Here is a 17358-nt window from a genome sequence, read left to right as displayed (position 1 = left end):
TCAAGCCGCTGCGCGCACCGCGTCGCACACGCGGTCGACGACGTTTTCGACCTGACTGGAATCGTCACCCTCGGCCATGACGCGGATCACCGGCTCGGTGCCCGAGGGACGGATGACGAGGCGGCCCTTTCCTTCAAGCTCGCCTTCGACTTCGGCGATCACCGCCTTCACGGTCTTGTTTTCGAGCGGAGCGCCTGCGTCATAGCGGACATTCTTCAGAAGCTGCGGCACAGGTTCGAATTTATGCAGGATCTCGCTTGCAGGTTTGCCCGAGCGCACGAGGCTCGCAATGACGCGCAGCGCGGCAACCGTGCCGTCTCCCGTGGTGGCATGGTCGAGCAGGATCATGTGCCCCGACTGCTCGCCGCCCACGTTGAAGCCGCCTTCCTTCATGCGCTCGAGCACGTAACGGTCGCCGACCTTGGTGCGTTCGAGCGTGAGGCCGAGCCCGCCGAGATAGCGCTCAAGCCCGAGGTTCGACATGACTGTCGCCACCACGCCGCCACCGGTAAGCGCACCCTTCTCGTGCATGCGTGTGGCGATCGCGGCCATGATCTGGTCGCCGTCGACCTTGCGGCCTTTCTCATCGACCACGATCAGCCGGTCAGCATCGCCATCGAGCGCGATGCCGATATCCGCGCCTTCTTCGACCACCTTGGCCTGCACCGCTTCAATTGCCGTCGAGCCGACGCCGTCATTGATGTTAATCCCATTGGGTTCGACACCAAGCGTCACGACCTCTGCGCCAAGCTCCCAGATCGCGCTGGGAGCAACCTGATACGCCGCTCCGTGCGCGCAATCGACGACGACCTTGAGGCCATCGAACCGGATATCGCTGCCGACCGATTGCTTGATCGCATTGAGATAGCGCCCACGCGCATCCTCGATCCGGCGCGCGCGCCCGATCTTTTCCGCTTCGACCAGTTGCGGCTCCTGATCGAGAAGCGCCTCGATCTCAGATTCGGCTTCGTCGGAAAGCTTGAACCCGTCGGGGCCGAACAGCTTGATCCCGTTGTCGGGAAACAGATTGTGGCTCGCCGAGATCATCACGCCCAGATCAGCGCGCATTTCGCGGGTCAGCATCGCGATGGCCGGAGTGGGCAGGGGGCCGGTCATGATCACATCCATGCCGACGCTGGTGAAGCCCGCGACCAGAGCGCTCTCCATCATATAGCCCGACAGGCGCGTATCCTTGCCGATCACGACCCGGTGCCGGTGGCCGCCGCGCACGAAGTAATGCCCGGCTGCCTGGCCAACCTTCATGGCGGTCGCCGCTGTCATCACGCCTGCATTGGTGCGACCCCTGATCCCGTCAGTACCGAAGAACTTGCGCGCCATATCGTGAAACTGCCCCCATCGCTGGTCGGTGTTGGAATTGTCAGGCGCTAATGACGCAGGTAACGCGCGAAGGGAAGGGGCCTCTCGCCTCGCATGAGCAATCCGGCGAGAATTGCGCCGAGGCAAGGAAAACGGTTTGAACAGCACCCCAGAGGCGCCCGGCGGCGAGGCAATCGGCAAAGACGCAGGCAGCCCTTTCGAGCTCGTCACGATCCGACTGCCGGTCATTGCGACCTTTATCGCGCTGATTGCAGGCCTTGGCGCGGGTGTCCTGCTCGCCGGTGCTGCGCTGCCCGACTGGTTCCTTGAGACGACCGCGCTGGTCGGCACGCTATGGCTGCGCGCGCTTCAGATGACCATCATCCCGCTGGTCGCTTCGCTGCTGGTCCTCGGCATCGCGCAAATGAGCCGTGCGGCGAGGGCGGGTGCGGCGGCACGCTATTTCATCGCGCTGGTGCTTGGAGTGTCGATCCTTGGCGGCCTGTTCACCGCGAGCGTTTTGCCGCCGCTGCTTTCCGCCGTGCCGATCCCTGATGGGGCAAGCGCCTTCCTTGCCGAAGTACCTGTGGGCGAACAGCAAGTGCCCGACATTCTGGACTTCGTCGCCTCGCTGGTTTCGCCCAACGTGATCGCCGCAGCGGCAGAGACTTCAATGCTCCCGCTGACGGTGTTCTTCGCGCTGTTCGCGCTCGCGATTTCTCGCTTGCCGGATGAACAGGGCGAGCGCCTGCTCGGCTTCTTCCATGCCATCGCCAACGCCATGCTGGTCGTAATCGGCTGGGTGCTGTGGGCAGCGCCCGCCGGGGTTCTGGCGCTTGCCTTCGGGGTCGGGCTGAAAAGCGGAGGCGGGGCGTTTGCGGCGCTTGCGCACTATATCCTTGTCGTTGCGGGCATGGGTGTGTTCATCCTCGTGCTGGCTTACGTCATCGCGGCGGTGCTCGGCGGTATTGGGCCGCTGCGCTTCGCCAAAGCGCTGATCCCGGCACAGGCGGTCGCGGTCTCGACGCAAAGCTCGCTCGCCAGTCTTCCTGCCATGCTGGACAGCGCCGGGCGCCTGGGCTTGCGAGAGGCGACCTCGGAGTTCGTACTGCCGCTTGCAGTCGCGATCTTCCGCGCGACCAGCGTGGCGATGAACCTCGCCGTCGCGCTGTATGTCGCGCAGCTGGCGGGGATTGAGGTGGCATGGCCGCTCATGCTCGCAGGGATTGCAGTCGCGGTGATCATCTCTGTCGGGTCGGTCAGCCTGCCCGGTTCGATCAGCTTTGTCGTGTCGATCGGCCCCATCGCGCTCGCGATGGGCGTGCCGATCGAGCCGCTCGCCCTGCTGGTCGCGGTCGAGATGCTGCCCGACATTATGCGCACGCTTGCCAACGTGACGATGAATGTTGCGGTGGTGAGCGCGGTCGACCGCTCGCGGCAATAGTCAGCCAAGACCTTCGGGAAGCGGCGCTTCGGGCTCCTCGCCCGTGAACAGGGGTTCGCCGAAGAGAAACCCGATCACGTTGGGCTTGCCGATATGGTCGAACAGGCCCGTCAGCGTCAGCAGGATCGGGACCGACAACAGCGCCCCAATCGCGCCCCAAATCCAGGTAAAATAGGACAGCGCGATGAGGATCATCACCGGGCTCATGGTGAAGCGCGCCCCTAGGATCGAAGGCGTGACCGCGTTCCCCTCGATCGCGTTAAGGACCATGTAGGAAAGCGCCGGAACAAGGCCGAGCCAGATCGTGTCCGCCGTGCCAAGCCCGAACACGGCGAGCAGCGCCATCAGTGCGAGCGGGCCAATATAGGGGATGAAATTCAGAATCATGGCGAGCCCGCCCCACATGATTGGAGCATCGAGCCCCCAGGCCCATGCGGCGAGGCCCACGACTATGCCAAGCCCTGCGTTAATCATGCTCACCGTGATGATGTAGGCGGCCACCCGGTCCTGCACTTCGCGGATGGCGCGTGCGGCGCGCACGCTCGACCCGAAGCTGGCGCGGTCGAACAGCAGGCTGCGGCGCATCCGGCCACGCGCTTCGATCATGAAGAACGCCATCAGGAACATGACCAGCACCTGCACGACGACGCTGGGCGTTGCGAATGCGATCTCTTCGAGCATGCTGGGCGCGGCGATCACGACTTCGCGCGTGTCGCCTTCGCCCATCGCGCCTGACATCTGCTCGTCGATGCCCGACACCCATGCAAACTCGGCTTGCAGTTCGGCGAACCGCTCGCTCACCCGCGCGATGATTTCCGGCATCCGCTCGAACAGCGCGGCAGCCGGTTGAAGGATCAGGGCGAGCGCAGCGACCAAGACGCCAAAGAACATGAGCAGCGAACTCAGCGAAGCGAGCGCGTTGGGAATGCCTGAGCGAACCATCCAGTCGGCAAGGGGGGAAAGCAGGATCGTCAGCACGAGTGCCGCGACAATCGGCAAAAACACCACTGACATATGCGACAGGACGAAGGGCAGCGCGAGAAAGGCGCCAAAGCCGAGAAGCAAGACAAGCGCGGAAAGGAGCCGCAATTCGTCCAGCGAACGCGAGCGAGCGGGCGACGCGTCGTCCGACACTGCGGTCTTGTCAGTTCCCTCGCTGTCCATGCATGCCCCCCTGGCGTTCAGGCAGGACTGTATTGCAGTGCGCCTAGCGCGCGCAAGCACTTAGGTCTTAGCCGCCGACCGGCTTCTCACTTTATTCGGAGGGCGATGCTTTCGCGCTGCCGCCCACAACACGGTCCAGCTCATCAAGGATCGAGCGATGAGCGCTGTCCTTGCCACGGTTTTCGTCTGGCAGACTGCCTTTGCTCAGCATGTCATTGAGCGCGGCACGGGCACGCCCCACGCGGCTCTTGATGGTGCCAAGCGCACAGCCGCAGATATCGGCCGCTTCCTCGTAGGAAAAACCACCAGCGCCCACCAGCAACAGCGCCTCGCGCCGCTCCGGCGGCAAGGCCTGAAGCCCGCGATGCAGGTCGGACAGGTGGATCGGTTCTTCCTGGTCGGCAGGCGCGGTCAGGATGCGCTCTGCTGTCGTCTCATCGTAGTCGCCTCGGAACCGGTTGCGCCGCATCTCGGTGAGATAGGCGTTGCGAAGGATCACGAATGTCCATGCGCGGATCGACGTTCCCGGCTGGAACCGGTCTTGCGCGGCCCAGGACTTGAGCAGCGTTTCCTGCACCAGATCGTCGGCAAGATCGGGATGCCCGCAAAGGCCGCGTGCAAATGCGCGCAGGTGAGGGACGACTTCGGTAAGGTCGCGCTTGAACTGCGCGCGTTCAGCCGCAGTTCTCACGGGCGGTGGTTGCTTGGCATCACCCATCAGTTGGACTTATCCGAAGTATTAGCTGAATCCTGGCCGTTGCCTTTCGGGTCGCTGTCTTTGGCGGCCGGCTCATCGTCGAACTTTTCCAGAAGCTCAAGGAACGAGTCCGGTAATGGTTCGTCGACAACCGAATCGTAAAGCTCCTTGAGCCCATCAGCCCATGCCGGTGCTTCATTTTCCTTGTCGGAAGTCTTGTCGCCTTCGCTGGACGAAGGGTCGATTTCGGATTTCTTCTCGGTTGCCATGCTTCGCTCTGTGCCCGCCTAGCCCTACAGTGCCCGAGGCTTCATGCCAAATTGCATCTCTTTTTCTCGCATGCCTAGTGACAAGGTCTAGGCAGCCTTGTGCCGTGGCGAGGCGAAGAACAGGGCCTGACTGATAGTTGCTTTAACGGTTTCCTCGCGGAATGGTTTGGTAACCAGATAAGTGGGCTCGGTAGTTTCGCCGGTCAGCAGCCTTTCGGGGAACCCGGTAATGAAGATCACCGGGACATCGATCTGCGTGAGGATTTCCGCCACAGCTTCGACCCCTGAAGACCCGTCGGCAAGCTGGATATCGGCAAGGACAAGGTCGGGCTTGTGAGCCTGCACCGCCCGGATGGCTTCTTTGTGCGTTGTCGCCCTGCCGCAAACCTGATGGTCCATGGAAAGCACAAGGTCTTCCAGCTGTACCATGATCATCGGTTCATCCTCGATGATCATGACCTGTGCCGCTTGTTCGCTGTTAAGCTCTGCGATTGCGTCCGCGACCAGGGCCTCGACCTTGTCGAGATCGAGTTCCATCACTTGTGCTGCCTCTGCGAGGGAGAACTCCTCTACCGTCGTGAGGAGCAGTGCCTTGCGGCTTGCAGGCGTGATTCCGCCCAGCCGGCCTTGCGCAGCGGCTTCGCGCTTGGATGCATCGGCCGCGCTTGTCGGGCTTTCTGTTTTCTCTTTGGCAAGAACCTGGAGGAAGAGGCGATAGAGCGGAACTCTGCCTTCGTTGAGCGACTGCCTCAGGGCCTCGTCAGCGAGAGCGGTTTCAAGCGTCAGGCGCACCATCGAGTCGCCGGCTGCCTGCGAGCCAGTAAGAGCACGTGCATACCGTCTGAGGTATGGCAAATGCGATGCGATTTTCTGGCTCAAACTCATGGCCGACTCCCCGTTCGCCACTTGGTTCTGTTTCAATGACTTAGTCGCCTAGACGGCTCTTGCATTTGCTGCAACCGCTTTACCGAGATCCCGCGCGGCAAGCGTGTGCAGGAACCTTGTATACATTTTTCGAAAATTGTTTGGGAACCGAAATTGAGGGAGATCATTTATTTTCTGTCACTGCCGATTCTTCTCCCGTCCGAGCGGCTGTGATACGATCCCGAAGGCCTCCACTTTCCGTAAGTGGAGGCCTTTAATCTTTCCGTCTCAAGACTTGTGATCAGCCTGCCGAAAGCGGCTTTTCATAGATCGCGTATTCGCGGTTGATCGAGCTGTCGATGGCATCGGCGATTGCTACCATCCCCTGATTGTCATCGAGGATCCAGCCGATCTCTGCGCGCTGCGAATCAAAGCGCTGCGATGCGTTTCGCCGGATGTAGCTGATCATCATGAAAGCCAGCTGGCTTGCGAGGCGCGAATTCTGGAATTCCTTCAGCACACCCATAAGCGGCACCCGCATGTCCGAGCCGGTCGGGTTCTTCAGCCAGCGCAGCATGTGGAACCAGCCGAAGGGGAACAGCTTGCCATTCGTGCGCGCCAGAACGTTGTTCACGTCGGGAAAGGTCAGCATGAAAGCCACCGCGCGCCCGTCGACCTCGGCGATCATGTTCAGTTCTTCATGGATGATCGGTCGAAGCTTCACGCCGGTATGCGCGATCTCTTCAGGGGTGAGCGGGATGAAACCCCAATTGTCGGACCACGCATCGTTCAGAATACCGAGAATCTTGTCGACCTCTTCATCCCAGTCGGCCTTGCGAACCTGTCGGACCGTGATCTTCGAATTGCGTTCGCCCGATTTGACGATCCGCTGGATCAGTGGCGGGAAGTCGTGGCTGACGTCGAGATCGTAGGTGTAGAGCGTCTTGGCGCGAGCAAATCCGGCATTTTCGATCCAGCCCGCATATTGTGCCGGATGGTGGCCCATCATGATAACCGGAGCATGATCCTGGCCACGAACGAGCAGACCCGGCTCTTCCCAGATCGACATCGAAATGGGACCGACGATCTTGGTCATCCCCTCCTTGGCGAGCCATTCCTGAGCTGTGCGCAGAAGCTCTTTTGCGACGTCTTCATCTTCGGCATCGAAATAGCCGAACATGCCGGTGCCGGGGCCGAAGCCCTGTTCTGGCGGCATCTGCAGGGCAAGTTCGTCAATATGAGCAGAAATCCTGCCCACCGGACGCCCGCCTCGATGTGCGATGAAGAGTTGCGCGCGAGCATGGCCGAAAAACGGGTTTTTGTCCGGATTGACCAATTCAAGCTGTTCGCTGCGCAGTTGCGGCACGGAATTGGGCACTTTTGCGGCAAAATCGCGCCCAAGGTCGACGAAGCGCGCACGCCCTTTCTTGTCGGAGACGGGCTCAATGCTTATCTGGCGCTCGTTCACGCGGGGTTTTCCTCGATCGTGTATGAATATCTTACGATTTGGCCTGCGTACCTAGTCGCGCAATGTCCAGTCGCCAACCCAATCGATCACAGCCATAAACAAACCCGGTTTGCCGAGAGCCCCTGACTTGCGGTAAGGACACGCCACTTACGACTGCCAACAGCCATGACCATGCACCAATCGATCACCACGTCCACTGCGGCTCAAGTCACTCGCCAGAAGGCGGTGCGCGCCGATTTCATCGAGACCGATGACAAGGACATGCTGCGTGCTGCGCGCGATCTGACCAAGGATCTGGGCGAGGCGCGGGCAAATATCTATTGGCCCGACATGCTGATTTCGGCTGGGCTCGGCTATGGCGCGATCGCTCTGGCTATCCTGACGAACAATCTCGTGGTCGCGCTAATTTCGGGGCTTGTCGGTTCGCTTGCGCTTTACCGCGCGCTGATGTTTATCCACGAGCTCACCCACATTCACAAAAACGCGCTGCCGGGTTTCCGAACCGGGTGGAACCTGCTGGTCGGCATTCCGATGCTTACGCCGAGCTTCATGTATGAAGGCGTGCACGTGATCCATCACAAGCGCACGCAATATGGCACGGTGGAGGATCCCGAATACCTGCCGCTCGCACTGATGAAGCCTTGGAGCTTGCCGCTGTTCGTAATCGTCGCGCTGCTGGCGCCGATTGCACTCATCATCCGCTCGGCCATTCTCGTGCCGCTGGGGGCGATTTTCCCTGCCGTGCGCAATTGGACATGGGGTCGAGTTTCGGCCCTCGCGATCAATCCCGATTTCCGTCGCAAGGCACCGACCGGCGATTTTGCAAAGCGTGTGCGCTGGCAGGAAATCGGCGCGAGCATCTGGGCGATCACGCTGATCGCGAGCACTTTCGTCATCGGATGGAAGCCGCTTCTGGTGGCGCTTGCGATCTTCTCGTTCACCGCACTGCTCAACCAGCTGCGCACGCTGGTGGCTCATCTTTGGGAGAACGAGGGCGAGCCGATGACGGTGACCGCGCAATTCCTGGACAGCGTCAATGTGCCGCCGCCGGGCGTCATCGCAGAGGTATGGGCTCCGGTTGGCCTGCGCTATCACGCGCTGCACCACCTGATGCCCTCTATGCCGTATCACGACCTTCCCGAAGCGCACCGCCGGCTCAACCGCGAGCTCGGCAACGGTTCGACTTATGAAGGCGCGAACCACCCCGGCATGGCAAACCTCGTGTCGCGCATTGCGCGCAGCACAATGATTTCGCGCTAGGGCTTATTCGACCGGGTCAGCCGGTTGCAGCTTTGAGCCCGGACCGGGCGCACCTTCGTTTTCGCCACCATAAATGCTCGGATCGTCGTTTGAGCCGCTCTCCATGGTTGCGGGAGGACGTTCGTCGTCGTCATCGCTTTCGGCGGCATTGCCTTCATTCGACGCCTCGCTGCCATCCTCTTCATCAAGCGGGATCGCTTCCTCGATATCGGGAGTTTCCTCAGGCTGGTTCTGGCAACCTACCAGCAGGATCGAGAGAGCCGCCATCGAGGCGAGGGGAGCGTAACGCATTGGGTGTCCTCCTGAATTCTTCGCGCTTTATAGCGCAGCGCGCTCAATCGAGGAAACAGATCATGGCGCAGCGCCTTTCGGCAGGCAGGCCATGATCGGCCTCGACCGCGAGCTCTCCGGCAAGGCGCGGATGAGCGTCGAGAGCGGTGACTTCCTCGAACCCAAGCTTTTCGTAGAAGGGCGCATTCCACGGCACATCGCGAAAGGTGGTGAGCGTGATCGCGCGAAAGCCCGAATTGCGCGCATCGACCATGCAGGCGCGTATCAGCCCAGCACCGATGCCTCGGCCCTGCTGGTCCGGGTGAACGTCAACCTCCCAGATGTGCAGTTCGCGATTGAAAGGCTCATTCACGAGAAAGCCGACCATCTCGTCGCCAACATGCACGACAAGGCAGTGCCCCTTGCGGATGTAACGCTCAAGTCTCTCGACCGGCAGCGTGTGCTCGCCTGCAAGTCCGGCTAAGCCGTCAACCGTGCGGAATAGCTCGCCGGCTGCCGCCTCAATCGCCGGCATGCGTTCGGCGTCGGCTGGCCGGGCAAGGCGCAGCGACCAGTCTGACCGGCTCATTCCTCGGTTCGAATGAGGACTGTCTCACCCACCAGCAGAAACAGGAAGAACGGCGCCCATGCGGCAAGGAAGGGCGGGTATCCGCCAAAGCTGCCCATCGCGAGCGCGGCGTTATCGACGACGAAATAGGCAAAGCCCAGCGCCATCCCGATCACCGCGCGCACGAAGAGTTGGCCTGAACGCGCAAGCCCAAAGGCCGCTACCGATCCGAGCAATGGCATGAGTAGCGCCGACAAAGGACCGGACAACCGGTGCCACCATTTCGCGCGCATCTCTGACGTGCGGCGACCTGCGGCTTCGTAAGCGTCGATCGTTTCGGACAACTCCCAGAAGCTTTGCGCATCGGGATCGACCGATTGCAGGTCGATCTGTTCTGGCGTGAGCCCTTCGCCTACCACTACATCATCGATGGGTTCGGTCGTTGCTGAGCCCACGTCGAAACGCTTGGGATTTTCCAGCCGCCAGCCGGGGGCTGCATAGGTCGCGCCGGTGGCCTTGATCTGTTCGCTGATGATCCCGCCCGGCGCGCGCGAATACCAGGTGACGTTATCAAGCTCGATATCCTCGCCCGACCCGATCAGCGACGATGCGGTAAGGATGTTGTCGCCATCGGTGAGATAGACATTGGCGCGCACGCCCGACTGCTCGGGGATCGGACCGTACTCGACTGCCTCCCAAGCCTTGAGTGTCGAGTTTGCGCGGGTGACGACGCGCTCGTTGAAGGCAAAGCTGATAAGAGCGACGACCGCTGCGGTCAGAAGCAGCGGGGCCAAAACCTGGTGCGCTGAAAGCCCGGCGGCCTTCATCGCCACAACCTCGCTGTTCTGGTTGAGCGTCACCAGTGTGATCAGCGTCGCCAGCAGCACTGAATACGGCAGGAAACGCGCGATGAGCTGGGGTATTCGAAGGCTTGCATATTTGATGATTTCGGCTTGCCCGTTGCCTTCAGGTTCAAGGATCTTGCCGGTCGAACCAAGCAGGTCGAGCGCCATCAGTACGAGCACCAGCATCACCAGCACCGCCAGGATGCGCACCACGAACATCTTCGCAAGGTAGAGCGTCAGGCTGCGCGATGGGAAAAAGTCGAGCTGCATGGTGAGAGGGCCTGCCGTCTATTCCGCCGGAGCCAGCGCAGCGTCGCTCTCGGCCGAGTGGTCGGACTTGAGCGAGGCGCGCTCGCGGCGCTTGAACAGCTTGGCGATGCGTTTGGAAATCTTGGCGAAGATGGTCTCAAGCGCGCCGAGCGCCTGACCACCCGGCACATAGGCCGTTCGGTAATACATCCAGATGATCAGCGCCGCAAAGGCGCAGAACGGTCCCCACAAGGCTATGATCGGATCGATCCGCCCGAGCGCGGCGATGTCCTCTCCGTATTGGTTGATCTTGTGATAGGCGACGACGAGGATGATCGAAACGAACACGCCGAGCGCGCTGGTAGATCGTTTGGGCGGTATCGCGAGCGCCACGGCCAGCAATGGCATCAGCAACATCATCACCACTTCGACCGTGCGATAATTGAACGCCGCCTGCACCGCGTCGCGTTCATCTTCCTCGGCCTGCTCGCTCCATCCTATCCTGAGCAGTTCGGGCAATATGTATTCGCGGCTCGCCTCGCCGCGTGCGCGAAATTCCTCGACTGCTGGCAGGTCGATGGGCAGGTCATGGCGGCTGAAAGAGAGGACCCGCGGTGTTTCGCTGCCGGTGTCCTGTACGATGGTGCCTTCGGTAAGGCGCAGGATGATGGTGTCGGGATCGTCGGTGGTCGCCATGAACGACCCTTCGCGCGCGCTGATCGAGAGCACCTGATCGCGCGAATTCGAGACGCGGGCAAAGATGCCGATAAGGCGCTGTCCATCATCCTCGCTTCGCTCGATCCGCAGCGCCATGCGGTCTGCGAGTGTGGTGAACTCACCCACCTTGATCGAAGCGCCGAGCGCGCCCGAGCGCAGCTCGTACTCCATCTGCTCGTAGTAATAGCGGCTGACCGGCTGGATGTAGAAAACGAGCGCGATGTTGACCGCGACCAGCACCAGCGTGATCGCGTAAGGCACGCGCAACAGCCGCCAGTAAGACAGCCCCACTGCGCGCATCGTGTCGAGTTCGGAAGATGTCGCGAGTTTGCGGAAGGCGAGCAGCACGCCAAGCAACAGGCCGAGCGGTATCGCGAGGCTCGCATATTCAGGGATCAGCGCGCCGAGCATCTTGAAGACGACGCCAATCGGGCCGCCTTCGACCGCGACAAAGTCGAACAGGCGCAGCATCTTGTCGAGCAGCAGCAACGAGGCCGCAAGCGCGAACACGCCCAGCATCGGCACGATCACGAGCCGAAAGATATAGCGGTCGATACTCGGCAGAAAGTTGAGCACGTATTGTCCGTCTACTGAGCGTAAGTTTCAAACTCTGGCGCCGCCCTAGCGCGAAATCTCGCCCCCGTCATGCCCCCTTGGCGATGAACGTCACCAGAAGCGGCTTCCAGGTATGCCTTTGAAGGGCCCTGCCTCGTACTGGCTGATCCATCCACCGTAGAAACCGCCCGGCTGCGGCGTGATTTTCTCGCCATCGACAAGGCATTCATCGAGGGGGTCTGGATAGAAGGCGATCATGTCGCGGATGGGAGCAAAGCCGGGCGTGGGCTCTGGATAGGTCCAAGCGCCTGCATCAATGCGCGTGCCGCCAATCGCGATGTCGAAATAGCGCGCCTGCCCTTTCCATTCGCACAGCGAGCGGCGCGCATTGGGTTCCAGATAGTCCATCGCGATGTCTGCGCGCGGGATGTAATATGTGGGTGGATGCGAGGTTTCTAGCGTGCGGTAGGCAGAGGTGCTGTCGACGAGATCGACGCCCTTGTGACGCACCTGAATGCGGCGCGATGTCGGTTCGCAGATCGCAGGGCGGGGGTAGTCCCAGACGCTTTCCTGTCCGGGGCCGGGTGTATCGGGCTCAGGGTGGCCCATCACGCGGTCACGCCTTTTCGAGCGTGCACTGAAGCGGGTGCTGGTTCTGGCGAGCGAAGTCCATCACCTGGTTCACCTTTGTCTCGGCCACTTCGTAAGGGAAGATGCCGCAAACGCCGACGCCCTTTTGGTGGACGTGAAGCATGACGCGTGTCGCCGCTTCCAGGTCCATTCCGAAAAACCGCTTAAGAACCATCACGACGAATTCCATCGGCGTGTAGTCGTCGTTTAGCATCAGCACCTTGTACTGGCTCGGCTTCTTAGGCTTGGTACGGGTCTTGGTCGCAATGACGACCTGACCGTCCCCTTCATCGGTATCGCTGCCGCCGTCTTTCTTCTCATCGTCGTCCGCAAGTCGCACAGCGGCGAACGCTGCACCATACGCGCGATCAAAGTCCTGGTCGGCAAGGGAGAGAACGGTGTCGGCCATCGGTCCTACATTATGGGTGCACGCATGCGGCTTCGCAAGACTTGTCGGGCAAGCGGTCTGCACAAAGCGTTAAGCCGCTTCTAGGGTGCAAAAAGTAAAGGGCCGGACGAACCGCTTTTGGTTCGTCCGGCCCTTGCGCTTTCGCGCGCTTTCATAAGCCGGGTTTGGGAGAGAGAGGAGAGAGGCCCGGCTCAGAAACTGCTTGGCTTAGGCAGCCTTGTTGAAACGCTCGGTTGCAACGCTAACGCGGTTCGAAATCGGAGCGAATGCGTCGTTGTAGAGCTTCACGAGAGCTTCGGTGCGCTTCGAGCCGAACGAAACGGCAGCGTCGAAGTTGCGACGTGCGAGTTCGCCCTGAAGTTCGAAGAGCTCAGTCGGCGACTTGACGGCTGCGACCTTCTTGGCGTCTTCGGTGACGGTTTCGACAACGCTCTTGCCGGTTTCGACGTCCGACTTCACGATTTCCTGTGCGCCGGCGAAGAAGATCTTGCCGCTTTCGACGACAGCTTCAACGTTTGCCTTGTTGAATTCGCCTGCTTCCGAAGCGAGTTCGGTTGCCTTGGCGTAGGCGCCCTTTACGCGGGTCTGCACGTCAGCAGCCATTTCCTTGGCCTGGGCGGTGATGTCGGTCTTTTCAGCAGTTGCCATGATGGTGTCCTTGAGTTTGGTAACGGGGTTGGTTGTCGAGGTCTTTGCGGCTGCCTTGGGAGCGGTCTTCTTGGCGACCGGCTTCTTGGCAGCAGTCTTACGGGCGGGAGCCTTTTTCGCAGCAGCCGGCTTCTTGGCGGCAGTCTTGCGAGCAGGTGCCTTCTTGGCAGGCGCCTTGCGGGCCGGAGCCTTCTTGGCGGCGACGGCTTTCTTCACCGTCTTGGCCTTGGGAGCCGGCTTGGGCGCATCGGCTTCAACAGCTTCGGCGACCTTTGCAGCGCTTGCAGTCTTCTTTGCAGCTGCATCGGCATATGCCTTTTCAGCAGCAGCATCGATCTTCGATTTGTTTGCGGCGTCAGCCATAAGAACCTCGCAGTAATGTTTGCGTTTGTTGCAGTGCACAAAATAGGCATTGCAGCTGCGAAGTCAAGGATTTTTTGTGCAGTGCACAAAAATGTACATGGCTATGATTTATATGGGTTTTCTTGCGTGATCGCGCAATTGCAGCAAGAAAATTATGGCCTCATCGCGTCTTTACATAGCGGCCCGGTGCGTCCTCGATCACCTTGTCGCCGCGCCCGCCGGGTTTGCGCTTGCCGGTCGCGGGAACGCGCTCGGGCGCCTGGGCATCGAGCCACTCAAGCCAGTGCGGCCACCAGCTGCCCTTATGCTCCTCAGACCCCTCGACGAACTCTTTGAGCGATGCAGCTTTGCTGTTGCCCAGCCAGTATTGGTATTTGCCCGCGGCAGGTGGATTGACGACGCCGGCAATGTGGCCTGAACCAGCGAGGACGAATTCCAGCGGTCCCTTAAAGTGGTTGGTGATCCGCCACACGCTTTCCGCTGGCGCAATGTGATCCTCGCGCCCCGCCTGTACGTAGGAAGGGGTCTCGACCTGCGTGAGGTCAATCGGCGTCCCGTCTCCTGAAAGAGCGTCAGGCACGACCAGCTTATTGTCGCGGTAAAGGTCGCGCAGATAGTCGCTGTGCCACTTGGAAGGCAGATTGGTGACGTCGCCGTTCCAGTGCAGCAGGTCGAAGGCGGGATAGTCCTCACCCAGCAGGTAATTGTTGACGACGTAATTCCAGATCAGGTCCTTGCCGCGCAGCGCATTGAATGTCGCGGCAAGGTAACGCCCGTCGAGATAGCCATCGCTCGACAGGTTTCCGATCATGTCGAGCTGCGTATCGTCGATGAAGCTCTTGAGATCGCCTGCGCGCTCGAAATCGACCTGCGCGGTGAAGAAAGTCGCGCTCTTGACCCGGTCGGCTTCACCCCGGCGTGCAAGAACGGCGAGCGTCGCGGCAAGCGTGGTCCCCGCAACGCAATACCCGATTGCGTGAACCGAGGGCACGTCGAGCCGCTCGCGGATGGTGTCGATCGCTTCCATCTGTGCGCGGATATAATCGTCCCACACGACGTCGGACATGCTTTCGTCGGCTGACTTCCAGCTGGCGACGAAGACGGTGATCCCTTGATCGACCGCCCATTTTATGAAGCTCTTCTGCGGCGTCAGATCGAGAATGTAGAAGCGGTTGATCCACGGCGGAAAGATCACCAGCGGCACCTCGTAAACGTCCTTGGTCGAGGGCGAATACTGGATCAGCTGGTAAAGCGGTGTTTCGTGCACGACCTTGCCGGGCGAAGCAGCAAGGTTTTTGCCCAGCGTGAAGGCGTTGGGATCGGTGTGCGTAAGTTGACCGCGCTTGAGGTCGGTAATCAGGTGCCGCATACCGCGCACAAGGTTCTGGCCCTTCGTTTCGACCGTGCGCTTCATCACGACCGGATTGGTCAGCAGGAAGTTGGCGGGGCTCAAAGCCTCGCTCAACGCTTCGACGGCAAAAACTAGCTGCTGCTTCTTTTCCTTGTCGAGCCCGTCGATCGAGGCGGCCGCTTGCTGGAAGTATTCTGCCAGCATGAGGTAAGTCTGGTGAAGCAGAGCAAAAGCGGGAAGCTGGCGCCAGGCGGGGTCGGCGAAACGGCGGTCTTTGCGCGGCAAACTGGGCTCGGCGGCGTCGCCCGCCCCATCACCGCCCACAAGGTTGCCAGCCATATTGCCCAGCACGCCCTGCCACAGCTCCATCGATTCCTTAGCAAGCTTTGCGGGTGCTTCGATGGCTGCCTTGGGCAATTGCTTGGCCATACTCTGCGCGACCATCAGCCATTGGCCGGGGTCGAACATGTTCTTGGGATCGGCTGCGCGGCTCATCGCAGATTGCGCCTGGCTGGCGACAAATTCGAGCCACATTTGCTGCAGCTCGGCGCCCGCACGGGCCCACTCGCCAAGCTCTGCATTGCTGACATTCTTGGGCATCAGGTCAGCCAGGTTGCTGGCGACACCTTCAGTGCCTTCGCCGAGCCCGGGAAAGGACTTCGCAAACAGGCCCTGCATCGCCTTGCCCTGCATATCGAGCATCGCACCGAACGGAGCCATCGCGTCCATCATCGCGTCAGCGCCCGAGGGAGTGTCTTCCTTGTCAGCCATCGGTGTCAGCCATCCTTGTGACGTTTTCGGTCTGTCCCGGTCCCTTGCCCCAAACAGATTGGCGTGTGTGGCAATCCGGTCTGCATTCGTCGAGATTTCAATGTCTAGCCCAAACGGCCCTTCACTTCGATAGCTAATGCCTTAGGATCGTGTAACCCGATGGTCGCATTGACGCGTCAATCGGGCATTTCAGGTTGCACCAGCCAAGGGCAAGAGATGGACGAACAATTCTACCGCATGAAGCGGCTGCCGCCTTATGTCATCGCAGAAGTGAATGCGATGCGGCACGCGGCGCGCCAGGCGGGTCAGGACATCATCGACCTTGGCATGGGCAACCCCGACCAGCCACCTCCGCAGCACGTGATCGACAAGCTATGCGAAGTCGCGATGAAACCCGATGCGCATGGCTATTCCCAGTCCAAAGGCATTCCTGGATTGCGGCGCGCTCAGGCGAACTATTACGGACGCCGCTTCGGGGTCGATCTCGATCCCGAAAACGAAGTCGTGGTGACGATGGGTTCGAAAGAGGGCCTCGGGAGCCTTGCTAATGCGATCACCGCTCCCGGCGATGTGGTCCTTGCGCCCAACCCGTCATACCCGATCCACACATTCGGCTTCATCATTGCGGGCGCGACGATCCGATCGATCCCGACAACGCCCGACGAGGAATATTGGCGCTCGCTCGAAAGTGCGATGAATTTCACCGTACCCCGGCCAAGCGTGCTGGTGGTGAGCTATCCTTCCAACCCTACAGCCGAGACGGTCGACCTCGCTTTTTACGAGCGACTGGTCGCCTGGGCGAAAGAGAATCAGGTCTGGGTCCTGTCCGATCTTGCCTATTCCGAGCTCTATTATGACGGCGTGCCGACGCCCTCGATCATGCAGGTTGACGGGGCAAAGGACATCGCGGTCGAGTTCACCAGCATGAGCAAGACTTATTCGATGGCCGGATGGCGGATGGGATTTGCGGTAGGAAACAAACAACTAATCGCCGCGCTAACACGCGTGAAGTCTTATCTCGATTACGGCGCGTTCACACCGATCCAGGCGGCAGCCTGCGCTGCGCTCAACGGACCGCAGGACATTGTCGAAAGCAACCGCGACCTGTATCGTAAGCGCCGTGACGTGATGGTCGAGGCGTTCGGCCGCGCGGGTTGGGATATTCCATCTCCGGCGGCCTCGATGTTTGCTTGGGCGCCTCTGCCTCCTGCTTTGAAGGAGATGGGGAGCCTTGAGTTTTCAAAGCAATTGCTGACCGAGGCGCAGGTCGCGGTCGCTCCCGGTGTCGGATATGGTGAGAAAGGCGAGGGCTATGTCCGGATTGCGATGGTCGAGAACGAGCAGCGATTGAGACAGGCGGCTCGCAACATCAAGCGATACCTCGCTTCGGCTGGAGTGAACACTTCAGCGGCATGATGTGATTATTCAAGTGCTTGATAGGTTGATGTGTAAGGGGCGGAACTAACAAGCGAAACGATCTGTTGTCTTAGTGAGTACCC

At 60.5% G+C, this 17358-nt stretch carries 17 protein-coding genes; 3 read left to right on the top strand and 14 right to left on the bottom strand.

Features of this window, described 5'->3' with window-relative positions:
- Window positions 1-1338: a phosphoglucosamine mutase gene (glmM, locus tag NAP1_RS10540; protein WP_007165275.1), complete on the bottom strand. Its 1338-nt coding sequence runs from the start codon at window positions 1336-1338 to the stop codon at window positions 1-3.
- Window positions 1339-1474: 136 nt separating this feature from the next.
- On the opposite strand from glmM, the gene NAP1_RS10535 reads away from it, so the two are divergent.
- Window positions 1475-2761, top strand: coding sequence for a dicarboxylate/amino acid:cation symporter (locus NAP1_RS10535; protein ID WP_040464936.1), 1287 nt, complete (start codon window positions 1475-1477; stop codon window positions 2759-2761).
- Here the strand turns inward: NAP1_RS10535 and NAP1_RS10530 are convergent, their stop codons facing one another.
- From NAP1_RS10530 to NAP1_RS10510, 5 genes are all read right to left on the bottom strand, one after another.
- Window positions 2762-3925, bottom strand: a complete 1164-nt coding sequence (locus NAP1_RS10530; protein WP_007165273.1) for an AI-2E family transporter — start codon at window positions 3923-3925, stop codon at window positions 2762-2764.
- Between the two features lie 91 nt (window positions 3926-4016).
- Window positions 4017-4643: a sigma-70 family RNA polymerase sigma factor gene (locus tag NAP1_RS10525; protein ID WP_007165272.1), complete on the bottom strand. Its 627-nt coding sequence runs from the start codon at window positions 4641-4643 to the stop codon at window positions 4017-4019.
- A complete protein-coding gene (locus tag NAP1_RS10520; protein ID WP_007165271.1) occupies window positions 4643-4891 on the bottom strand; it encodes a NepR family anti-sigma factor in 249 nt (82 codons plus the stop codon). Before NAP1_RS10520 ends, NAP1_RS10525 begins: the two co-directional genes overlap by 1 nt.
- Before the next feature lie 87 nt (window positions 4892-4978).
- On the bottom strand, window positions 4979-5776 hold the full coding sequence (locus tag NAP1_RS10515) for a response regulator (RefSeq protein ID WP_040464411.1): 798 nt from the start codon (window positions 5774-5776) through the stop codon (window positions 4979-4981).
- A gap of 280 nt (window positions 5777-6056) precedes the next feature.
- Window positions 6057-7223 carry a hypothetical protein gene (locus NAP1_RS10510; RefSeq protein WP_007165269.1) on the bottom strand — a complete coding sequence of 389 codons (1167 nt, stop codon included), beginning with the start codon at window positions 7221-7223 and terminating at the stop codon, window positions 6057-6059.
- A 165-nt stretch (window positions 7224-7388) separates the two neighbouring features.
- On the opposite strand from NAP1_RS10510, the gene NAP1_RS10505 reads away from it, so the two are divergent.
- Entirely contained in the window at window positions 7389-8483 is a 1095-nt protein-coding gene (locus NAP1_RS10505) for a fatty acid desaturase (protein WP_007165268.1), read from the top strand.
- A 3-nt stretch (window positions 8484-8486) separates the two neighbouring features.
- Here the strand turns inward: NAP1_RS10505 and NAP1_RS10500 are convergent, their stop codons facing one another.
- The 8 genes from NAP1_RS10500 to NAP1_RS10465 form a co-directional block, all read right to left on the bottom strand.
- Window positions 8487-8774, bottom strand: a complete 288-nt coding sequence (locus NAP1_RS10500; protein ID WP_007165267.1) for a hypothetical protein — start codon at window positions 8772-8774, stop codon at window positions 8487-8489.
- A 43-nt stretch (window positions 8775-8817) separates the two neighbouring features.
- Window positions 8818-9342, bottom strand: coding sequence for a GNAT family N-acetyltransferase (locus tag NAP1_RS10495; protein ID WP_007165266.1), 525 nt, complete (start codon window positions 9340-9342; stop codon window positions 8818-8820).
- Entirely contained in the window at window positions 9339-10436 is a 1098-nt protein-coding gene (lptG, locus tag NAP1_RS10490; protein ID WP_007165265.1) for an LPS export ABC transporter permease LptG, read from the bottom strand. The genes NAP1_RS10495 and lptG overlap by 4 nt, the downstream gene beginning before the upstream one ends.
- Window positions 10437-10454: 18 nt before the next feature.
- On the bottom strand, window positions 10455-11708 hold the full coding sequence (locus NAP1_RS10485) for an LptF/LptG family permease (protein ID WP_007165264.1): 1254 nt from the start codon (window positions 11706-11708) through the stop codon (window positions 10455-10457).
- Window positions 11709-11798: 90 nt separating this feature from the next.
- Window positions 11799-12296: a DUF427 domain-containing protein gene (locus tag NAP1_RS10480; protein WP_007165263.1), complete on the bottom strand. Its 498-nt coding sequence runs from the start codon at window positions 12294-12296 to the stop codon at window positions 11799-11801.
- A gap of 7 nt (window positions 12297-12303) precedes the next feature.
- Window positions 12304-12657 carry an ATP-dependent Clp protease adapter ClpS gene (gene clpS / locus NAP1_RS10475; RefSeq protein ID WP_040464935.1) on the bottom strand — a complete coding sequence of 118 codons (354 nt, stop codon included), beginning with the start codon at window positions 12655-12657 and terminating at the stop codon, window positions 12304-12306.
- 276 nt (window positions 12658-12933) lie between these two features.
- Window positions 12934-13737 carry a phasin family protein gene (locus tag NAP1_RS10470; RefSeq protein WP_007165261.1) on the bottom strand — a complete coding sequence of 268 codons (804 nt, stop codon included), beginning with the start codon at window positions 13735-13737 and terminating at the stop codon, window positions 12934-12936.
- Between the two features lie 160 nt (window positions 13738-13897).
- Entirely contained in the window at window positions 13898-15859 is a 1962-nt protein-coding gene (locus tag NAP1_RS10465; protein ID WP_007165260.1) for an alpha/beta hydrolase, read from the bottom strand.
- Between the two features lie 216 nt (window positions 15860-16075).
- Between NAP1_RS10465 and NAP1_RS10460 the strand changes: the two genes are divergently transcribed.
- Window positions 16076-17275 carry an LL-diaminopimelate aminotransferase gene (locus NAP1_RS10460; protein ID WP_007165259.1) on the top strand — a complete coding sequence of 400 codons (1200 nt, stop codon included), beginning with the start codon at window positions 16076-16078 and terminating at the stop codon, window positions 17273-17275.
- Window positions 17276-17358: the final 83 nt, after the last annotated feature.

Origin of the sequence: Erythrobacter sp. NAP1 (genome assembly GCF_000152865.1) — a bacterium.
In the GTDB taxonomy this organism is placed as follows: Bacteria; Pseudomonadota; Alphaproteobacteria; order Sphingomonadales; family Sphingomonadaceae; genus Erythrobacter.
The sequence above is the reverse complement of the archived record's forward strand: the minus strand, read 5'-3'. Positions and strand labels throughout refer to the sequence as shown.